This window comes from Leifsonia shinshuensis (assembly GCF_022606355.1).
Classification (GTDB): Bacteria; Actinomycetota; Actinomycetes; order Actinomycetales; family Microbacteriaceae; genus Leifsonia; species Leifsonia shinshuensis_B.
Window position 1 is genome coordinate 239,262 of the sequence record NZ_JAHHZQ010000001.1, and the last position, 19,983, is coordinate 259,244.

Sequence of the window (19,983 nt, forward strand, 5' to 3'; positions counted from 1 at the left end):
TCAGACGGCGCGCGCGATAGCGCGTCCCGCCTGCCTGCCCGAGAACAGGCAGCCACCGAGGAAGGTGCCCTCCAGCGCCCGGTAGCCGTGGACGCCGCCACCGCCGAAGCCGCTCGCCTCGCCGGCCGCGTACAGTCCGGGCACCGCGGTGCCGTCGGCGGAGAGCACCCGGCCCTCGAGATCCGTCTCGATGCCGCCGAGGCTCTTGCGGGTCAGGATGTGCAGCTTCACCGCGATCATCGGGCCGGCCTTCGGATCGGTGAGCTTGTGCGTGGAGGCGACCCGGATGAGCTTGTCGCCCCGGTAGGCGCGAGCGGCACGGACCGCCGCGAGCTGGAGGTCTTTGCCGAAGTCGTTGTCGAGCTCGCGGTCGCGCTCGCGCACGTGGCGCGTGACGAGATCGAGGTCCAACGGCACCTCCGAGAGCCGCTGCATCCCGGTCAGCAGCTCGTCGAGGGTGTCCGCCACGACGAAATCCGCGCCCTTCTTCTTGAACGCCTCCACCGGGCCGGGCGCTCCGGGGCCCACCCGCTTCGCGAGCAGCCCGAGGTCCTTGCCGGTCAGGTCGGGGTTCTGTTCGCTGCCGGAGAGCGCGAACTCCTTCTCGATGATCTTCTGAGTGAGGATGAACCAGCTGTAGTCGGATCCGGTGCGCCGCAGGTGCTCCAGCGTGCCGAGCGTGTCGAATCCGGGGAACAGCGGAGCGGGCAGGCGGTCACCGCGGGCGTCCAGCCACAGCGAGGACGGCCCGGGCAGGATGCGGATGCCGTGGCGCTGCCAGATCGGGTCCCAGTTCTGGATGCCTTCGGTGTAGTGCCACATCCTGTCGCCGTTGATGAGGTGGGCGCCGGCGGCCTCCGCGATGCCGAGCATCCGGCCGTCCACGTGGGCGGGCACGCCGGAGAGCATGAAGTCCGGGGGAGTGCCGAGCCGCTCGGGCCAGGCGGCGCGCACCAGGTCGTGGTTTCCGCCGATCCCTCCGCTGGCGACCACCACGGCCGCAGCGCGGAGCTCGAAGTCCGCGATCCGCTCGCGGTTGCTCGCCGCGCCGCGCCGCGCAGCATCCGGCTTGAGGATCTCCCCTCGCACGCCCGTGACGCGTCCAGCGTCGACGATGAGCTCGTCGACGCGGTGACGGTGCAGCAGTCGGGCCTGCCCGGTTGCCGCGCCCTCCTGGACGCGGCGCACGAACGGCTCCACGACGCCGGGCCCGGTGCCCCAGGTGATGTGGAAGCGCGGCACGGAGTTGCCGTGGCCTCCCGAGGTGCCGTCGCCGCGCTCCGCCCAGCCGACGACCGGGAAGAACCGCACCCCCTTCTCGTGCAGCCACGCGCGCTTCTCACCGGCGGCGAACTGGAGGTAGGCCTCGGCCCACTGCCTGGGCCAGTGGTCCTCGTCGCGGTCGAACGCGGCGCTGCCGAACCAGTCCTGCCGGGCGAGCGCCAGCGAGTCGTGCACGCCCATCCTGCGCTGCTCCGGCGAGTCGACCAGGAAGAGGCCGCCGAACGACCAGAACGCCTGACCGCCGAGGGAGGCCGCGGGCTCTTGATCCACGATGGTGACCGTCTTGCCGGCGTCGAGCAGCTCGCTCGCGGCGACGAGTCCGGCGAGGCCGGCACCCACCACGATGCAGTCGGGTTCTGAGGTCATGGCGTGGCTCCTTCGGCACGACGTCTCGAGGAGCCGGGCTGCCCCTCGAGACGGGATCACTCCTCGAATGTGTTGACCATAGCGAACGCTGCGCGCTCCAGATAGCTCCACAGGGTCTCCTCCTGCAGCGGAGGCAGGCCGAGCTCGTCGACGGCGACCCGCATGTGCGCCAGCCACCGGTCGCGCGCGTCGGGGTTGACCCGGAACGGATTGTGCCGCATCCGCAGCCGCGGATGTCCGCGCTGCTCGCTGTAGGTGGTCGGGCCGCCCCAGTACTGCTCGAGGAAGAGCGTGAGGCGCTCACGGGCGGGGCCGAGATCCTCCTCCGGGTACATCGGGCGCAGCACGGGATCGTCGGCGACGCCGCGGTAGAACGCGTCGACCAGCCGGACGAACGTGTCGTGTCCGCCGATCTGCTCGAAGAACGACGGGCCGGCGGGCGGCCCGACGGGGATGCTCGTCATCTCACTCCCTCGTCGGGGGCTGGCTTGTCGGGGCCGGCGTCGTCGGCGGCTGGGTGGGAGGCTGCGACGGTGCCTGCTTCGGGGCTCGCGGCGCGCGGGGAGCCGTCGGGGAGGCGGGAGAGCCGGCGTCGGGCGTCGTGACCTCAGGGGGGCTCTCGATCGCGGGACGGATGCGGATGGCGCCGGGGTCGGCGACTGCCTTCGGGGCGCGCTTGGCGGCGGCACGTGCCTTGCGGCCGCTGACCGGCTTCTCCGGGACGACGGGCGTCGGCCGCGTGCGCGGCGGCTTGGCGCCGTTGACGCTGCCCGCACTGTCGAAGCCGCTGAGCACGACCGCCTCCAGGGAGGGCAGCTTCACGCCCAGCCCGTCGGTGGCCTGCTTGAGGCGCAGCCGGAGTTCGCGCGAGACATCGTCCTTCGCCGTGGTGCGGGTCTTGAGCACGATGCGGATGACCATGGCATCCGCGGAGACCGACTCCAGTCCCCACAGCTCTGGCTTGTCGAGGATGCGCGAACGCCACTTGGGGCTCGTCGCGAGCGCGGTCGCGGCTTCCATCATCGCCGACTGGACGGTCTCGATGTCGGTGTCGTACGGCACCGCGAGGTCGACGATCACGCGCGACCAGCCCTGGGACATGTTGCCGACGCGCAGGATCTCGCCGTTGCGCACGAACCAGAGGGTCCCGTTGACGTCGCGCACTTGCGTGACGCGGATGCCGACGGCCTCCACGACGCCCGTGGCCGAGCCGAGGTCGACGACATCGCCGACTCCCAGCTGGTCTTCCATCACCATGAAGAGGCCGTTGAGGACGTCTTTGACGATGTTCTGCGCGCCGAAACCGAGGCCGGCGCCGATCGCCGCGGTGAGGAGGGCGAACGACGTGAGCGCATCGGGAGCGAAAACCTGGATGACCAGGATGATCGTGATGATGCCGATCGTCACATTGACGATGTTGCTCAGCACGGAGCCGAGCGTGCGGGTGCGTTGCACGACGCGGACGGCCGCGAGTGGCGAGGCGACGAGCGCCTGCGTGTCGGTGACGCTCTGCCCCTTCTTCACTCCGCTGACGATCTGCCTGACCACGCGACGGATCAGCACCCGCAGAATCCAGCTGAGCACGAAGGCGCCGACGACGATCAGTGCCGCGTGGAGGAGGTTCCAACCCGCTGAGGTCAACCACACGCCGACTTCGGTCCAGAAGTTCGCTTTCAGAATTCCCATACGCTCGGAATCCTACCGAGTGGGGCCTTGGCATCCCCTGGACCTGGTCGGTGGGTCAACGCTCGACCAGTCCGTTGTCGTAGGCGAAGATCACCGCGTGCACGCGGTCGCGCAGCTGGAGCTTCGAGAGGACGCGGCCGACGTGGGTCTTCACGGTCGACTCGGTGAGGAAGAACTTGGCCCCGATCTCGCCGTTCGTGAGCCCGTCGGCCATCGCCAGGAGGATCTCGCGCTCACGCGGAGTCAGGGCGGCAGCAGGGTCGGCGCCCGCCGGCGTTCCGCCGGAGGCGGGGAGCCGGTCGGCGAAGAGCTCGAGCATCGCCCGGGTGACCCGGCCGCTGACGGCGGCGTCCCCGGTCGCGACGGCTCGGATCGCGGCGGTCAGCTCGGACGGCCGGGCGTCCTTGAGCAGGAAGCCGCTCGCGCCGGCCCGCAGGCCGCCGAAGGCGTACTCGTCGAGGTCGAAGGTGGTGAGGATGATGATCCGCGCCGCCGGGTTGGCCGCGACGATCCGCCTGGTCGCCTCGATGCCGTCGAGGGTCGGCATGCGCACGTCCATGAGGATCACATCGGGCCGGGTCTCGACCGCGAGCCGGATCGCCTCCGCCCCGTCGGCGGCCTCCCCGACGACCTGGAGGTCGGGCTCGGCCTCGAGCACCATCCGGAAGCCGAGGCGCACGAGGGCCTGGTCGTCGACGAGGAGGATGCGCAGCGGGCGGTCGGGAACGGAGTGGGGGTCGGTCATTCGGGCCTCCTGGGCGCGGGGTCTGGTGTCGGGACGTTGCCCGAGCCTGATTCTGGGCGTGCGGACGCGGAAGGCGACGTGGACGCGGAATCCGCTTCCGGTGCCGCGCCGGCGACCGTCGGGAAATCGGCGACGAGCCGCCAGCCGCCGCCGCGGCGCGGCCCGGTCTCGAGCGTTCCGCCGTACAGGGCGACGCGCTCGCGCAGACCGAGGAGACCGCTGCCCGAACCGTGGACCGATCCGGTGTGCACGGTCGCGTCGTCCTCCACCACGATGCGGATGCGCGCGTCGCCGAACTCGATCGTCACGGTGACGGCGGTGGCCAGTGCCGCGTGCCGGAGGGCGTTGGTGAGAGCCTCCTGCACCACGCGGAACACGGTGAGCTGCTGGCCCACGTCGGCCGGTGGCGGCCCCGAGACGGTGATCCGCACCGGGAGGCCGGCGGCACGGAAGCGCTCGACCAGCTCGCCGAGCTCGCCGAGACCCGGCTGTGGTGCGTGCGCGGCCTCCTCGTCGCCCGCCCGCAGCACTCCGAGCAGCCGGCGCATGTCGCCGAGTGCCCCGCGGCCGGTCTCAGCGACGAGCCGCATCGTCTCGGCGGAGCGCTCCGGCGCACTGGTGACGAGGCCGGCCGACCCGTCGGCGAGCGCGATCATGACCGTCAGGCTGTGCGAGACGATGTCGTGCATCTCGCGGGCGACGCGGCTGCGCTCCGCGGCCGTCGCGATCTCCGCCTGCTGGTCGCGCTCGCGGGCCAGCTGGCGCGCACGGTCGATGAGGGCGTGGAGGTAGCGGCGTCGGTTGCCGACGTTGGTGCCGACGAGCACGGCCACGGTGCAGAACGAGAGGGCGGCGAACCCCGAGGGGACGGCCTCGGTCGACAGGGGCGCGAAGTTGTGCACGGAGACGACGATCTCGGTGATCCCGAGCACGCCGATCGTCGCCACCGCCGTGACACCGTAGGCGATCCAGGCCGAGCGCGCCGACCAGTAGACCGCGAGGGCATAGAGGGCGAAGACGGTGGGCACGAAGTCGACGTTGCGGCCGACGAACACGCTCAGCACGAGCACGGCGAGCGCGGTGGCGAAGACCGCGCGGGGGTGGCGTCGGCGCGCGAAGAGCGCGGCTCCGGCGATCACCGCGAGGAGGAGCGCGAGCGCCGTGGTCCAGCTCGGCGCGGTGACCAGGTGGAAGAGTCCCTCCGCGAGGGCAGGAACGAGGTAGACGCCGACGACGAGCGAATCCACCAGAAGTGGATGCGCGCCGAAGAAACGCCGCACCGCCCCGGGCGGCCTCGGAAGCTCGAGGTCGGCCGGGGCGGCGTCGGGAGCGGGCACCTGCGGCGTCACGCGTCCCGTCGCTGCAGCAGGATGGCTCCCACGATGAACGAGACGGCCGCCCAGATCACCACGGTGAGGGCGTTCTGCCAGGGCTCCAGCGTGCCGTTCGCGAGCCCGGCCATGCCGTCGCCGTTGTTGCTCAGCAAGTAGTGCGACCAGTCGGCCAGCCAGGTGACCTTCGGGAGCAGACCGACCGCGACCTGGACCAGGATCGGGAGGAGGAAGAGCACGCCGACGACCGCGGAGATTCCGCCGGCGCTCGCCTTGATGATGGTTCCCAGCCCGAGCGCGAACACCGCGACGAGACCGAGGTAGACGGCGCCTCCGAGGATCGACCAGAGGGTCGACGCCTCGAACAGCTCGCGGTGGTAGCCCTTGCCGCTCATCACTCCGATCGCGATCGACCAGGAGGCCGCGAGGCTCACCAGACCGATGACGAAGGAGACGGCGAAGAGCACGATCGCCTTGGCCGCGAGCACGGGGAAGCGGTGCGGGACGGCGGCGAACGACGAGCGGATCATCCCGGTGGAGAACTCGCCGCTGATCGCGAGGACGCCGAGGACCGCGACCACCAGCTGGGCGAACCGCAGGCCGAACGTGGCCGCCGTGGCGACGATGCTGTTCAGGTCGAGCCCGGCGGCGCGCGGGCCGGACTCGGACGCGAGGGTGGTCGCCGAGGGGATGGAGAAGCCCAGCAGGGCGGCGAAGCCGACGACGAGCACGACGACGCTGATCAGCGTCCAGAACGTGGATCGCAGCGAGCGCAGCTTGATCCACTCCGAGCGCAGCACGCGCGGGAAGCTCAGCCGGCCGATCTCCGAGTGCTGGTGCGGTGCGGTGGTCGTGGTGGCGGTTGCGGCGCTCATCGGGCGACCTCCGAGTGGTATTCGACTTCGTCTTGGGTGAGTTCGAGGTAGGCCTCTTCGAGGGAGGCGCTGAGCGGGGTGAGCTCGTGGAGGGCGATGCCCGCTGCGGCTGCGGCGTCGCCGATCTGGGCTGCGCTGATGCCGCTGATCTCGAGGAGCTGTGCCTCGACGCCGGTGACCGTGATGTCGGGCGAGTTGATCGCGTTGACCAGTCGCTCGACCTCGGGGGTGCGCACGCGGACGGCGCTGCGGGTGGCGCCCGCGAGGATCTGCTCGACGGGGGCGTCGGCGAGGATGCGTCCGCGGCCGAGCACGATGATGTGGTCGGCGGTCTGGGCCATCTCGCTCATCAGGTGCGAGGAGAGGAAGACGGTGCGGCCCTGGCCGGCGAGGTGCCGGGCGAACTGGCGAACCCAGAGCACGCCCTCCGGGTCGAGGCCGTTGACCGGCTCGTCGAGGATCAGCGTGGCCGGGTCGCCGAGCATGGCTGCGGCGATGCCGAGCCGCTGGCCCATGCCGAGCGAGAAGCCGCCGACGCGCTTGGCGGCCACGGTCTCCAGTCCGGTCAGGGCGATGACCTCGTGCACCCGGCGCTTGGAGATGCCGTGGGTGGCCGCCATCGCCAGCAGGTGGTTGTACGCGGTTCGACCGGTGTGCACCGCCTTCGCGTCCAGCAGCGCACCCACCTCCCCGAGCGGCGAGCGCAGTTCGGCGTACCGCTTGCCGTTGATGGTCGCGCTGCCGCGGGTCGGCCGGTCGAGGCCCATGATCATGCGCATGGTGGTGGACTTGCCCGCGCCGTTGGGGCCGAGGAAGCCGGTGACTTTGCCCGGCTGGATCGTCGCCGAGATCCCGTCGACAGCGGTTTTGCTGCCGAACGTCTTGGTGAGGTTGTCGAGTTGGATCATGAGACCGAGACTAGGGCCGCGAGGGGGCCCGCGTCATCGAACCCGGGTACCACCTGCGGGCGGGCTGCGTGGCCCGGCGGTGCGAACAGGGGCCGCGGCTCGAAGCGAGCCGCGACCCCCGTCCGGTCGGTGCGGTGCGGATCAGGCCGCGTCGCGCGCCTGCGCCGCCAGCGCGCGCTCGACGCCGGCCAGGTTCTCGACCACGAGCCTGCGGAGCGCGGCCGGCTCGGGGTTGGCGTCGAGCCACGCCCGCGTCGCGTCGCGCAGCGCGGCGTTCGCGAGCGGGGCCGGGTACATCCCGGCGACCAGGTACTCCGCGATCTTATAGCTGCGGGAGGTCCAGATGCCCTGCAGCGCCGCGAAGTACGGCTCGACGAACGCGGCGAGCACGTCGCGGTCCGCCGCGCGCTGGAAGCCGAGGCCCGTGAAGCGCACGATCGTGTTCGGCAGGGTGTCCGAGTCGAAGACCGAGTCCCACGCCGCCTGCTTGCCCGCGAGCGTCGGGATGGACGCGCGGGCCTGTGCCGCGAACTGGGCGCCGTTGGCGGTGTTGTCGGCGGCGAGCGCGGCGTCCACCTCGGCGTTCCCCGCCGCCCCGCCCGCGACCAGGGCGACGAGCAGCTCCCAGCCGAGGTCGGTGTCCACGGTGAGGCCGTCCAGGGTCAGCGAACCGTCGCGCAACTGCGCCACGGTGGCGAGCTGCTCCGGCGTGGAGGCCAGGGCGGCGAAGAACTTGACGAACTGGAACTGCGCGTCGCTGCCGGCCTCGGCCTGCTGCGCGAGCTCCCACAGAGCGGAGGCGGCCTCCTCGCTCGTCTGCTTCTGGCGCTCCGGGGCGACGTAGCTTCCCGCCGCGAGCACGAGCTGGTTGAGCGTGGTGCGCAGCGTCGTGGACTCGGTCTCGGAGGCGATGTTGCCGAGCACCAGGCGCACGTAGTCGCTCGCGCTGGACTCCGCGTCGCGCGTGGCATCCCACACCGCGCCCCAGACCAGCGAGCGGGCGAGCGGGCTCTCGATCGACGAGAGGTGCTCCAGGGCGACGCGGTGCGACTCCTCGTCGAGGCGGATCTTCGCGTAGGCGAGGTCGTCGTCGTTGAGGAGCACCAGCGACGGGCGCTTGCGGCCGACGAGCTCGGCGACCTCCGTGCGGTCGCCGTCGACGTCGAGCTCGACGCGGGAGGTGCGCACGAGCCGGCCGTCGACCAGGTCGTAGAAGCCCACCGCGAGACGGTGCGGACGGATCGTCGGGTAGTCGGCCGCAGCCGACTGCAGGATCGCGAACGCGGTGATCGTGCCGTCGGCGTCCACCGCGATCTCCGGGCGGAGCGTGTTGACGCCGGCGGTCTCGAGCCACTTCTTCGACCATTCGGTCAGGTCGCGGCCGCTGGTGGCCTCCAGCTCGACCAGCAGGTCGGTCAGCTCGGTGTTGCCGTGCTCGTGCTTCTTGAAGTACTGCGCGACGCCGGCGAGGAAGTCGTCCTGGCCGACCCACGCCACCAGCTGCTTGAGCACCGAGGCGCCCTTCGCGTAGGTGATGCCGTCGAAGTTGACCTGCACGTCCTCGAGGTCGTTGATCGTCGCGACGATCGGGTGCGTGGAGGGCAGCTGGTCCTGCTTGTACGCCCAGCTCTTCTCCATCGCGGCGAAGGTCGTCCAGGCCTCTGTCCACTCGGTGGCCTCTGCGGTGGCGAGGGTGGAGGCGTACTCGGCGAACGACTCGTTCAGCCACAGGTCGTTCCACCACTTCATGGTGACCAGGTCGCCGAACCACATGTGCGCGAGCTCGTGCAGGATCGTGACGACGCGGCGCTCCTTGATCGCGTCGGTCACCTTGGAGCGGAAGACGTAGGTCTCCGTGAAGGTCACGGCCCCGGCGTTCTCCATCGCACCGGCGTTGAACTCCGGCACGAACAGCTGGTCGTACTTCTCGAACGGGTACGCGTAGTCGAACTTCTCCTCGTAGAAGGCGAAGCCCTCCCGGGTCTTCTCGAAGATGTAGTCGGCGTCGAGGAAGCCGGCGAGGCTTTTGCGGGCGTACACGCCGAGCGGGATGGTGCGGCCGTCGCGGCTGGTCAGCTCGCTGTGCACGGACTCGTACGGGCCGGCGACCAGGGCGGTGATGTAGGAGGAGATGACCGGGGTGGGCGCGAACGACCAGGTCTTCGCGCCCTCGCCCGCCGCCACCGGCTCCGGCGTGGGGGAGTTGCTCACGACCGCCCAGTGTGCGGGAGCCGTGACCGTGAAGCTGAACTGTGCCTTCAGGTCGGGCTGCTCGAACACGGCGAACATGCGCCGCGAGTCCGGCACCTCGAACTGCGAGTAGAGGTAGACCTCGCCGTCGACCGGGTCGACGAAGCGGTGCAGGCCCTCACCGGTGTTGGTGTAGATCGCGTCGGCGTCGACCGTCAGCTCGTTCTCGGCCTGCAGCCCGTCCAGCTGGATCCGCACCCCGTCGGCGACGACGGCCGGGTCCAGCTCGACGCCGTTCAGCACGACGGAGTGGACAGTGCGTGTGATGGCGTCGATGAAGGTGGAGGCTCCCGGCGTCGCGGAGAACCGCACCGTCGTGATGCTGCGGAAGGTCTCCGGACCCGTGGTCAGGTCGAGGGCCACGTCGTAGCTGTGGGTGCGGACGAGCGACGCGCGCTCCTGGGCTTCGATGCGGGTGAGGTTTTCTCCGGGCAACGCTGTCTCCTTGGAAAAGCGGATGGGCTGTGGATCGTGTCCACCCGATCCACCTTAGTGAGGTCGCGCAGCTGCTGCGCCGGCGGCGTCGGAGGCCTTCCCTAGACTGTGAGCATGCGCATCCACATCGCCACCGATCACGCCGGTCTCGAGTTCAGCACGCACCTCCAGCAGCACCTGTCGCAGGCCGGCCACGAGGTCGTCGACCACGGTCCGACCGAGTACGACCCGATCGACGACTACCCGGCGTTCTGCATCAATGCGGCCAAGGCGGTCGTGCGCGATCAGCAGGCCGGCGTGGAGTCGCTGGGCGTCGTCTTCGGCGGATCGGGCAACGGCGAGCAGATCGCAGCGAACAAGGTGCTCGGCGTCCGGGCGGCGCTGGTCTGGAACGAGAGCACAGCGCAGCTGGCGCGCCAGCACAACGACGCCAACGTCATCTCGATCGGGGCGCGTCAGCACACCGTCGAAGAGGCGACGCGGTTCATCGACGTCTTCATCGCCGAGCCGTTCTCGCTGGAGGAGCGCCACGTGCGTCGCATCGCGCAGCTCGCCGAGTTCGAGGCGACCGGCGACATCGCGGGCAAGAACGTGGACCGCTGATGCCCGAGGGCCACTCCGTCCACCGCATCGCGAAGCAGTTCGCCGTCAACTTCGTGGGTCACCGCATCGCCGTCTCCTCACCGCAGGGCCGGTTCGCCGCCGACGCGTCGCGCATCGACGGGCACACGATGGTGGCGTCGAAGGCCGTCGGCAAGCAGATGTTCCTCGAGTTCGACAACGACCTCTGGCTGCGCGTCCACCTCGGCATCTACGGCGCCTGGGACTTCGCAGGCGACATCAGCATCGATCCCACCATCGCCAGCGCCAACGGGCGGATGGGGCAGACGAACCAGACGGGCACCGCCATTCCGCCGCGCGCGATTCTGGACGAGGCGGGCGAGAACTCCCTGCACTCCATCGGCGCTCCTCGGCGCACCCGGCTGCGCATGTCGGAGTCCGAGAAGGTGGAGGCCGACATCGACGCCTTCCCGCCGGAGCCCGTCGGTCAGGTGCGCGTGCGTCTGCTCAGCGACACGGCCGTCGCCGACCTCCGCGGGCCGACGGCGTGCGAGGTGCTCGACCCGGCAGAGGTCGACGCGGTGATCGCCAAGCTCGGTCCCGACCCCCAGGTCGACGACGGTCCGGAGGCCGAGGAGGCCTTCGTCGCGAAGGTGCGCAAGAAGCCGACCGCGATCGCCCTGCTGCTGATGGACCAGAGCGTGGTCAGCGGAATCGGCAACGTCTACCGCGCCGAACTGCTGTTCCGTGCCCGGCAGAACCCCCACACGCCGGGCAAGCTCGTCCCCGAGGAGACCGTGCGCGCGCTCTGGCGCGACTGGGTGCATCTGCTGCAGATCGGCGTCGAGACCGGGCAGATGATGACCATGGACGACCTGGATGAGGAGTCGTACCGCAAGGCCATGGCCAAGCGGGAGGACCGGCACTGGGTCTACAAGCGCGAAGGGCTGCCGTGCCGGGTCTGCGGCACGCACATCCTCCTGGAGGAACTGGGCGGGCGCAAGCTCTACTGGTGCCCGAAAGATCAAGCGTAGGAGGGCACCGATGCGTCAGAACCCGAGCTTCGCCCTGGGCGAGCGGGCCGAGATCGAGCGGATCATCCGCGAGAACCCGTGGGGCACCTTCGTCAGCAACGCGTCGACGGGGCTGGTCGCATCGCACTACCCGGTGATCCTCGACGACACCCGCGAAGAGCTCAGCATCGTCAGCCACGTCGGCCGACCCGATGAGCAGCTGCACGAGCTGGGGGAGCACGAGCTGCTGGTCATCCTCCAGGGACCGCACGGCTACATCTCGTCGTCGTGGTACGACGCCGACCCGGCCGTGCCCACCTGGAACTTCGTGGCCGTCCATCTCTCGGGCGTTCCCGAGATCCTCGGCGCCGACGAGAACCTCCAGGTGCTCGAGAAGCTCGTCGATCACTTCGAACGCGAGCTGCCGAACCCGCGGCAGATGCGCGGCACACTCGAGGACGAACGCTACGCCGAACGCATCTCGTCTGGCACGGTGGGTCTCCGCCTGACGCCCACGAAGATCGTCGCCAAGCAGAAGATGAGCCAGAACCGGCCCGACCACATCGTCGACTCGATCATGACCGAGCTGGGTGGCGACTCGCCGTACGCCAGCCCCGCTCTGCTGCGCGAGATGCAACTCGTGCACGATCGCCGCCGCGCGGCGCGATGAGCTTCGTCCTGGCCGGAGCCCGTCTCCCCGGGGCGGACTCCTTGGTCGACGTGACGGTCGGCGACGGTGTGATCGCGTCAGTGCGCCCGGCCGGATCCCCGGGCGAACGGGGCATGGAGCGCGTCCCGGTCGACGGCCGGTGGCTCATCCCGGGACTCTGGGACCAGCACGTCCACTTCACGCAGTGGGCGCAGACGGCGCGGCGCCTGGACGTGTCGCGGGCGGAGTCGGCTGAGGACTGCGCCGCCCTGGTCCGCTCGCGTGCGGTGGCGGATCCGGGCGCCGACGTCCTCGTCGGATTCGGATTCCACGATGCCTTGTGGCCCGACCTCCCGACCCGCGAGCTGCTCGACGCCGCGGCCGGCGACCGACCGGTGGTGCTCATCGCCGGTGACCTGCACTGCTCGTGGCTGAACTCCGCCGCGATGGCCCGCTTCGCGCCGGGCACGGCGGGCGCCCTCCTGCGCGAGGACGCGAGCTTCGCGCTCACCAGCTCGCTCGCACCGACCGACGCGACGACGCTCGACCGCTGGGCGGCGGACGCCGCGCACGGCGCGGCCGAGCGCGGCGTTGTCGGCATCGTCGAGCTCGAGTACGGCTGGGGCCTGGAGACGTGGACGCGCCGGATCGCGGCGGGTGCCCTCGCGCTCCGCGTCGAGTTCGGCGTCTATCGCGACCGGCTGGAGGACGCCGTCGCGCTCGGCCTGCGCACGGGCGACGAGGTCGACGGGACGCTCGGCCTCCTCACCATGGGGCCGTTCAAGGTGATCTCGGACGGCTCGCTGAACACGCGCACCGCACTCTGCCGGCAGCCGTACCCGGACGGAGGCCACGGCGTCGCCAACCTGACACCTGCCGAGCTCCTGGCCGACCTGCGCTTCGCCGTGGGCAACGGCATCGAGCCGGCCGTGCACGCCATCGGCGACGAGGCCAACCGTCGAGCGCTCGACGCGTTCGCGGCCCTGGGCGCGGGAGGCCGCATCGAGCACGCGCAACTGATCGACCCCGATGACGTCCCGCGGTTCGCCGAACTCGGTGTGGCGGCGAGCGTTCAGCCCGAGCACGCCATGGACGACCGCGACGTCGCCGACCGGCTCTGGGCCGGCCGCACCGCCGACGCGTTCCCGCTCGCCGATCTCCTGGCATCGGGCGCCCGGCTGGCGTTCGGCTCCGACGCACCCGTCGCGCCACTCGATCCGTGGGCGGCGATCGCGTCAGCGGTGGGCCGCACGCGCGATGGTCGCGAGCCGTGGCATCCCGAGCAGCGGATCCCGGTGTCTGCCGCGCTCGGCGCCTCCACACGGTCCCGCGTCGCCGTGAACGAACCCGCCGACCTCGCGATCATCGAGCGCGACCCCTCCCGGGCGACGCCGGACGAGTTGCGCGCGATGCCCGTCTCCGCGACGCTGCTCGCGGGCCGCTTCACCCACTTCGCCCTCTGAACACGGCGAGGGGCACGTTGTCGTCCCCTTCGGCGTCCGAAGGGGACAACGACGTGCCCCTCGCGTGGGTGCGGTACCTACTCGCTGATGTGCGCGAACAGGAACCAGCGGTCTTTGTCGAGACCGCGGGCGATCTCGATGGCGACGTCTTGGCTGGTCTGGTCGAGCTCGTCCAGCTCCGCGACCGCGGTGTTGACGCTCGCGAGCGCGGCGTCGATCTGAGCGATGACCTCGGTGATCGTCTCGTTCGAGGGCCGGAAGCCGGCGGTGAGCTCCTCGGTGGTGGTCTTGGCTGCGACGGTGCCGAGGCGCGCGTCGACCGGGAGGCCGAGGGCGACGATGCGCTCCGCGGCGAGGTCGGCCCACTCCTGAGCGTGGTCGACGATCGTGTCGAGCAGCTCGTGCACGCCGATGAAGTTGGCGCCGCGCACGTGCCAGTGCGCCTGCTTGCCGTTCACGACGAGGGCGGTGAGGTCGATGACCACGGGGGTCAGGAACTGTGCAACCCCTGCGGCGACGTCGGGGTTCGAAACGCTCTGGCTTGCAGCGATGTCCGTCATGGTGGCGTCCTTTCTTCTGCCTGACCACAACGCTACTGCGCCCCCGGAATTCCGCAATGAAGCTGAGGCTGCGCTAACGAAGGCGACCCTTGGTGGGGGTTAACCCCCGGACGGATCCGGCGGCGGACGGGATGGGGCGCCGTGCGGGCGCGCGGGAGGCTGGAGGCATGAACGATTCGATCACTGCGGCCATGCCGACAGGAAGCGCCGAGGCGGCCCGCGGGTCTGCCAGTCTGGACACTGTGACCGCCTCCACCACCTCTCCGGCCACCGCAGAACACACGACCTACGGGTCGCTCTGGCGGCGCGTCCCCCGGGAGCTCGGCTTCCTCGTCCTGACGATGCCGATCGCGATCATCGGGTTGTCGGTGCTCGCGTCGCTCTTCTGGACGGGCATCGGCACCGTGGTCATCTACGTCGGCTTCTTCATCGTGGTCGCGGCCTTCTATGTGGCCCGCGCCTTCGGAACGGTCGAGCTGACTCGCCTCGACTGGGCCGGGTCGGCTCCCGTCCCGCGGCCAGTGTGGGAGGCGGCCGACCGCCCGCGGACGTTCTGGCGGATGCTCTTCGGCCCGTGGGCGAACGGCCACTACTGGCTGTACCTCCTGCACGGAATGATCATCAACCCGATCGTCAGCGTCATCAGCTGGAGCATCACCATCACCTGGACTGCCGGCGCGCTGGGCGGACTGACGGGCTGGATCTGGCTCGGCTTCATCCCGAGCGGCAACCGGGACTTCTTCCTCTCCCGAGTCCTGGCGGATTCGATTTTCGGCATCCACTCGACGTTCGACCCGGTCGCCGGCGACCGCGTGCTCTATCTGATCTTCGGCGTCATCTTCGCCGTGACGCTGCCGTTCGTGACGCGCGGCCTCACACTGCTGCATCACGCGATCGCGCACGGGCTGCTCGGCGCCTGGCGGTCGGAGGCCCTGCAGCGGGAGGTCGCCGACCTGTCGGCGCAGCGCGGCGCCGCGGTGGCGGCCGAGGACCAGTCGCTTCGGCGCCTCGAGCGTGACCTCCACGACGGTCCGCAGCAGCGTCTGATCCGCCTGCAGATGGACATCGCCTCGGCCGAGCGCAAGCTCGCGCACGACCCGGAGGCCGCCGCCTCGCTGCTCGCGGAGGCCCGCAAGCAGGCCGGCGACACGCTCGAGGAGCTGCGGGCGCTCTCCCGCGGGTTCGCGCCCCCGATCCTGCAGGACCGCGGCTTGCTGGCGGCCGTGGAGTCGCTGGCCGCGCGGAGCACCATCCCGACGGTCGTGGAGTCGTCCGTGCAGCCGGCGGAGCGGTTCAGCCCGGAGGTGGAGCGCAACGCGTACTACGTGCTGGCCGAGCTGTCGGCGAACCTGGCGAAGCACTCCGGAGCGACCGCGGCGCGGCTGGTCCTCGACCGGTCGGTCGACGAGGCGGGCCGCCAGTGGCTCTCGGTCTGGCTGACGGACAACGGCAACGGCGGCGCGACGGTCGTCACCGGGCACGGGCTGAGCGGTCTGACCGAACGGGTGCACGGCCTGCGCGGCGAGCTGACGGTCGACAGCCCGGTGGGCGGCCCGACCCGGATCGGGGCGCGGCTGCCTCTCGGCTGAGTTGCGCGGCGGCGCTGGACGGCTCAGTGCTGTCCTAGGGTGGTGGCGTGCCTGCCGCCACCCCGCTCCGTCTCGTCGTCGCCGACGACTCCGTCCTGCTGCGCGAAGGCCTGGTGCGTCTCCTGGACGAGGCCGGCTTCGAGACCGTCGGTGCGTTCGGCGACGCCGTGTCGCTGCTCGCCGCCCTCCCGACACTGCAGCCCGACGTCGCGATCCTCGACGTGCGGATGCCCCCGACCTTCCGCGACGAAGGTGTCCGCGCCGCGCTGGAGCTGAGATCGTCGTTCTCCAGTGTCGGCGTGCTGCTGCTCAGCCAGTACGTGGAGGGCACCTACGCCCAGGAGCTGCTGGCGAGCGGCCGAGGAGGCACCGGCTACCTGCTCAAGGACCGCGTCGCCTCCCTCGACGAGCTGCGCGACGCGGTGACGCGCATCGCGGCGGGCGGCACGGTGCTCGACCCCGAGGTCGTGCGCGAACTGCTGGTGCGGCGGACGGACCCTCTGGAGTCGTTGACGCCGAGGGAGCGCGACGTGCTGGGGCTGATGGCGGAGGGCCGAACGAACGCGGCGATCGCAGCACAGCTGGTCATCGGCGTGGGAGCGGTCGAGAAGAACGTGACGGCGATCTTCCAGAAGCTGGGACTGGAGGATTCGGGGGATGACCACCGGCGGGTGCTGGCGGTGCTGGCGTATCTGCAGCGCTGAGCTGAGCGAGCCCTCGTCGGGTCACTTGTACCAGACGGCGACGCCGCCGTGGTGCGAGCAGGTGCCCTGGTGGTGGGCCGAGTAGGAGAGCGTTCCGTCATTGCACTTCGCCGTCGGGCCACCCGGCGGGACGGCCTGTTCGGAGCCTGAGCCGGAGCCGGAGCTCGAGCCGGCCGGTGGCGCCGGAGGCGCGGGCGGAGCGGGTGGCTTGAGGATCAGCTGCACCCACGATCCGCTGCGCACGGACGTCCCCGCGGGCGGATTCTGCCCGACCACGGACCACCCCTGCTGGCTCGGAATGGCCTGACCCGAAGGGTCCGCGAACGACAGCAGCAGGCCCTGTTGCGTGAGTTCGGCGATCGCCTGGTCGGAGGACTCGCCGACGTGGTTGGCGGTGACGATCGGTGGACTGAGAACGAGTTGGACCCACGACCCGGGGGGCACGGAGGACCCGGCCGGCGGGTTCTGCCCGACGACGGACCACCCCTGCTGGCTCGAGATGGCGTGACCCGCGGCGTCCGCGAACGACAGCAGCAGCCCCTGTTGCGTGAGTTCGGCCGTCGCTTGGTCGGAGGTCTCGCCGACGTGGTCGGTCGTCACGACCGGCGACGGTGTTGGCGTGGGAGTGGGCGTGGCGGTCGGGGAATCGCTCGCCACGGCAGCCGGGGCGACCGAGGTGCTCTCGACCGCGGGCGGGTCGCCTGCCGAGCACGCTGTCAGTCCACCCACCGCCAGCAGGAGCGCCAGGGCTCCGGTCGCCAGCCCGTTCACTCGTCTTCTCGCGCGCGCCATCGCATTTCCCCTCGACGGGGGAAGGCTAGCGTGGCCAAAGATGAGAATGCCTCACCCAATATGGGGGTCAGGCGGCGCCGGAGGCCCGGGCGGGAATGGAGGGGATGACGGGAATCGAACCCGCGTAATCAGTTTGGAAGACTGAGGCTCTACCATTGAGCTACATCCCCGAAGGCCGCCCTTGCGCGACGGCCGACGACCATCGTAGTACACGCGGGCGACTGCTCGCGTGCAGTAGACTTGCGCACGGTCTTTCGCACCGCTGAAGCCGGGGCGTAGCTCAGCTTGGCTAGAGCGCCCGCTTTGGGAGCGGGAGGTCGCAGGTTCGAATCCTGTCGCCCCGACGAGGACCTCGTTCCTTGCGAGTAGACCATCGTTCGAACATCAGGAGAACCCAGACATCGTGAAGACCACGGTCGAGAAGCTCAGCCCCACCCGCACCAAGCTCACCATCTCGGTGACGCCGGAGGAGCTGCAGCCTTCCATCAAGCACGCTTACGAGCACATCGCCGAGCAGGTGACCATCCCCGGTTTCCGCAAGGGCAAGGTGCCGCCGCCCATCATCGACCAGCGGGTCGGCAAGGCCGCCGTGCTCGAGCACGCGGTCAACGAGGGCCTCGACACCTTCTACCGCCAGGCGGTGGAGGAGAACGACGTGCGTCCCCTCGGCCGCCCGGAGGCCGACATCACCGAGTGGCCGAACGAGAAGGACTTCTCGGGCGACCTGCTGCTGACCATCGAGGTCGACACGCGCCCGGAGATCACCCTCCCCGACTTCAGCGACCTCACCCTCACCGTCGACGCGGCCGAGGTCTCCGTCGACGACGTCGAGGAGGAGCTCGACCGCCTGCGCAGCCGCTTCGGCACGCTGGTGACCGTCGAGCGTCCCGCCAAGACCGGTGACTTCGCGCAGATCGACCTGGTCGCCACCATCGGCGACGAGGAGGTCGACACGGCCGCGAACATCTCGTACGAGCTGGGCTCCGGCGAGCTGATCGACGGCATCGACGAGGCGCTCGACACGCTGACCGCGGGCGAGACGACCACCTTCGAGGCCCCGCTCATGGGCGGCGACCACGAGGGCGAGAACGCGCAGATCACCGTCACGCTCAACGCCGTCAAGGAGCGCGAGCTCCCGGAGGCCGACGACGACTTCGCGCAGATCGCCAGCGAGTTCGACACCATCGGCGAGCTCCGCACCAGCCTGCGCACTCAGGTCGAGCGCGCGAAGGTGTTCGGTCAGGGCACCGCCGCTCGCGACCAGCTGGTCGACAAGCTGCTCGAGCTCGTCGAGATCCCGGTCCCGGCGCAGCTGGTCGAGGACGAGGTGCACCGTCACCTCGAGCAGGAGAACCGTCTCGACGACGACACGCACCGCGCAGAGGTGACCGAGTCGAGCGAGAAGACCTTCCGCACGCAGATCCTCCTCGACGAGGTCGCGCAGGCCGAGAACATCAAGGTCAGCCAGGACGAGCTCACCCAGTACCTCGTGCAGGGCGCCGCCCAGTATGGCATGGACCCGAACGAGTTCGTCAAGATCCTCAGCGAGAACGGCCAGATCCCGTCGATGGTCGGCGAGGTCGCCCGCAACAAGGCGCTCGCGGTCATCCTCGGCAAGACCGAGGTCGTCGACACCGACGGCAAGAAGGTCGACCTCACCGAGTTCGTCGCCCTCCCGGAGGACGCCGCGGACGAGGACGCTGCGGACGAGGCCGCCGAGACTCCCGCCGAGGAGCCGGCCGCCGAGGAGAAGCCGAAGAAGCGTGCCGCCAAGAAGAAGGCCGCCGACGCCGAGTAGTCCTCACCGACACTCATGCCGATGAGCCGGGCACCGCGAGGTGCCCGGCTCTTCGCCGTTCCGTGACCCGTCGCGCGCTACGCGCGCGCCTCGGCCGCCGCCATCACCCGCCCGGTCGTGTTGACGAGCAGTCTCCGGCTGAGCAGCCGCGAGAGCGCCGCGCTCACCCTGTTGCCCGTTCCCGAGATGACGCTCGGCGGGGCGTTCCGGCGGTCGATGGTCGTGAGCGCGAGGTCCACGACCTGCTGCGCGGTCTGCAAGCGGCCGACGCGGGCGTTCTCGGAGCCGACCACGTCGAAGAACTCGGTGCGCGTGGCTCCGGGCGAGAGGGCGAGGACGCGGAGCCCGCTCGCACGCGTCTCGTGCCAGAGCGCCTCCGTGAAGCTGAGCACGAAGGCCTTCGTCGCGCTGTAGACCGCCATCGACGGCACTGGCTGGTAAGCGGCCGTGCTGGCGACGTTGACGAGGGCGCCGTCGCCGTTGCGGACCAGGTCCGGGATGTAGGCGCGGGAGAGCGCGACGAGCGTCGCGACGTTGAGGGCGACCTCACTGCGGATGCGATCGGGGTCGGAGACCTCGAAGCGCCCGTGGGTCGCGAACCCGGCGTTGTTGACGAGCGTGTGGACGTCGAGGCCGAGCCGATCGGTCTCCGCGCGGAGGGTGGCTGCGGCGTCGGCTGCGGTGAGGTCGAGCGGGATGGTGGTGACGGCGACGCCGTGCTCGGCGCGGAGCCGGCCGGCCAGAGCGTCCAGTCGGTCCGCACGCCGCGCGACCAGCGCGAGGTCGGCTCCGCGGGCGGCGAGCCGGCGGGCGAACTCCTCGCCGAGCCCGGAGCTCGCCCCGGTGATCAGGGCGACTCCACGGCGGTAGTCGACAGGGGACATGATTCCTCCAAGGGAGCGCCGTGGGGCGCGTCAGAAAGTGGATGAACGGGTGTTCACTGATGTAGCTTTACACCTGTACACCGATTTGTC

Annotated in this window: 18 protein-coding genes and 2 tRNA genes; 8 read left to right on the plus strand and 12 right to left on the minus strand. The window is 70.4% G+C overall.

Translation table 11 applies throughout. The features are described 5' to 3' along the window. The 8 genes from KNO15_RS01240 to pepN form a co-directional block, all read right to left on the minus strand. A complete protein-coding gene (locus tag KNO15_RS01240; RefSeq protein ID WP_241701527.1) occupies positions 1 to 1,650 on the minus strand; it encodes an FAD-binding dehydrogenase in 1,650 nt (549 codons plus the stop codon). A 56-nt stretch (positions 1,651 to 1,706) separates the two neighbouring features. Continuing rightward, positions 1,707 to 2,114 (minus strand): globin, encoded by a 408-nt coding sequence (locus KNO15_RS01245; protein WP_241701529.1) that lies wholly within the window; start codon positions 2,112 to 2,114, stop codon positions 1,707 to 1,709. 1 nt (position 2,115) lies between these two features. Further along, positions 2,116 to 3,336 (minus strand): mechanosensitive ion channel family protein, encoded by a 1,221-nt coding sequence (locus tag KNO15_RS01250; protein ID WP_241701531.1) that lies wholly within the window; start codon positions 3,334 to 3,336, stop codon positions 2,116 to 2,118. A 55-nt stretch (positions 3,337 to 3,391) separates the two neighbouring features. After that, positions 3,392 to 4,081: a response regulator gene (locus KNO15_RS01255; RefSeq protein ID WP_241701532.1), complete on the minus strand. Its 690-nt coding sequence runs from the start codon at positions 4,079 to 4,081 to the stop codon at positions 3,392 to 3,394. Further along, entirely contained in the window at positions 4,078 to 5,430 is a 1,353-nt protein-coding gene (locus tag KNO15_RS01260; RefSeq protein ID WP_441328145.1) for a sensor histidine kinase, read from the minus strand. Before KNO15_RS01260 ends, KNO15_RS01255 begins: the two co-directional genes overlap by 4 nt. Further along, entirely contained in the window at positions 5,427 to 6,287 is an 861-nt protein-coding gene (locus tag KNO15_RS01265; RefSeq protein ID WP_241701535.1) for an ABC transporter permease subunit, read from the minus strand. Before KNO15_RS01265 ends, KNO15_RS01260 begins: the two co-directional genes overlap by 4 nt. Continuing rightward, the gene (locus tag KNO15_RS01270) at positions 6,284 to 7,195 is read right to left on the minus strand and encodes an ABC transporter ATP-binding protein (RefSeq protein WP_241701537.1); all 912 of its coding nucleotides are present in this window, start codon (positions 7,193 to 7,195) and stop codon (positions 6,284 to 6,286) included. The genes KNO15_RS01265 and KNO15_RS01270 overlap by 4 nt, the downstream gene beginning before the upstream one ends. A 141-nt stretch (positions 7,196 to 7,336) precedes the next feature. Continuing rightward, the gene (gene pepN / locus KNO15_RS01275; RefSeq protein ID WP_241701538.1) at positions 7,337 to 9,880 is read right to left on the minus strand and encodes an aminopeptidase N; all 2,544 of its coding nucleotides are present in this window, start codon (positions 9,878 to 9,880) and stop codon (positions 7,337 to 7,339) included. 114 nt (positions 9,881 to 9,994) lie between these two features. Between pepN and KNO15_RS01280 the strand changes: the two genes are divergently transcribed. The 4 genes from KNO15_RS01280 to KNO15_RS01295 are packed head-to-tail and all read left to right on the plus strand — an operon-like array spanning position 9,995 to position 13,566. Next, the gene (locus KNO15_RS01280) at positions 9,995 to 10,483 is read left to right on the plus strand and encodes a ribose-5-phosphate isomerase (RefSeq protein WP_241701540.1); all 489 of its coding nucleotides are present in this window, start codon (positions 9,995 to 9,997) and stop codon (positions 10,481 to 10,483) included. Beyond that, the gene (locus KNO15_RS01285; protein WP_241701541.1) at positions 10,483 to 11,475 is read left to right on the plus strand and encodes an Fpg/Nei family DNA glycosylase; all 993 of its coding nucleotides are present in this window, start codon (positions 10,483 to 10,485) and stop codon (positions 11,473 to 11,475) included. Before KNO15_RS01280 ends, KNO15_RS01285 begins: the two co-directional genes overlap by 1 nt. A 10-nt stretch (positions 11,476 to 11,485) precedes the next feature. Continuing rightward, the gene (locus KNO15_RS01290) at positions 11,486 to 12,124 is read left to right on the plus strand and encodes an FMN-binding negative transcriptional regulator (protein WP_241701542.1); all 639 of its coding nucleotides are present in this window, start codon (positions 11,486 to 11,488) and stop codon (positions 12,122 to 12,124) included. Then, positions 12,121 to 13,566, plus strand: coding sequence for an amidohydrolase (locus tag KNO15_RS01295; RefSeq protein WP_241701543.1), 1,446 nt, complete (start codon positions 12,121 to 12,123; stop codon positions 13,564 to 13,566). Before KNO15_RS01290 ends, KNO15_RS01295 begins: the two co-directional genes overlap by 4 nt. Before the next feature lie 77 nt (positions 13,567 to 13,643). On the opposite strand, the gene KNO15_RS01300 is transcribed toward KNO15_RS01295, so the two are convergent. Then, a complete protein-coding gene (locus tag KNO15_RS01300; protein WP_241701544.1) occupies positions 13,644 to 14,126 on the minus strand; it encodes a Dps family protein in 483 nt (160 codons plus the stop codon). A 167-nt stretch (positions 14,127 to 14,293) separates the two neighbouring features. Here KNO15_RS01300 and KNO15_RS01305 point away from each other — a divergent pair, with 167 nt between their 5' ends. Together KNO15_RS01305 and KNO15_RS01310 are read left to right on the plus strand one after the other, a co-directional pair. Next, positions 14,294 to 15,715, plus strand: coding sequence for a sensor histidine kinase (locus KNO15_RS01305; RefSeq protein WP_241701545.1), 1,422 nt, complete (start codon positions 14,294 to 14,296; stop codon positions 15,713 to 15,715). 47 nt (positions 15,716 to 15,762) lie between these two features. Continuing rightward, positions 15,763 to 16,419, plus strand: a complete 657-nt coding sequence (locus tag KNO15_RS01310; protein WP_241701546.1) for a response regulator transcription factor — start codon at positions 15,763 to 15,765, stop codon at positions 16,417 to 16,419. Between the two features lie 21 nt (positions 16,420 to 16,440). On the opposite strand, the gene KNO15_RS01315 is transcribed toward KNO15_RS01310, so the two are convergent. Together KNO15_RS01315 and KNO15_RS01320 are read right to left on the minus strand one after the other, a co-directional pair. Next, positions 16,441 to 17,211 (minus strand): PASTA domain-containing protein, encoded by a 771-nt coding sequence (locus KNO15_RS01315; RefSeq protein ID WP_241701547.1) that lies wholly within the window; start codon positions 17,209 to 17,211, stop codon positions 16,441 to 16,443. Positions 17,212 to 17,307: 96 nt separating this feature from the next. Next, positions 17,308 to 17,381, minus strand: a tRNA-Gly gene (locus KNO15_RS01320). Between the two features lie 99 nt (positions 17,382 to 17,480). Here KNO15_RS01320 and KNO15_RS01325 point away from each other — a divergent pair. Both KNO15_RS01325 and tig read left to right on the plus strand, forming a co-directional pair. Beyond that, positions 17,481 to 17,555: transfer RNA gene (locus KNO15_RS01325), tRNA-Pro, on the plus strand. A gap of 59 nt (positions 17,556 to 17,614) precedes the next feature. Next, positions 17,615 to 19,009, plus strand: a complete 1,395-nt coding sequence (gene tig, locus KNO15_RS01330; RefSeq protein WP_241701548.1) for a trigger factor — start codon at positions 17,615 to 17,617, stop codon at positions 19,007 to 19,009. A gap of 77 nt (positions 19,010 to 19,086) precedes the next feature. On the opposite strand, the gene KNO15_RS01335 is transcribed toward tig, so the two are convergent. Continuing rightward, a complete protein-coding gene (locus KNO15_RS01335) occupies positions 19,087 to 19,893 on the minus strand; it encodes an SDR family NAD(P)-dependent oxidoreductase (protein WP_241701549.1) in 807 nt (268 codons plus the stop codon). Between the last annotated feature and the right edge of the window lie 90 nt (positions 19,894 to 19,983).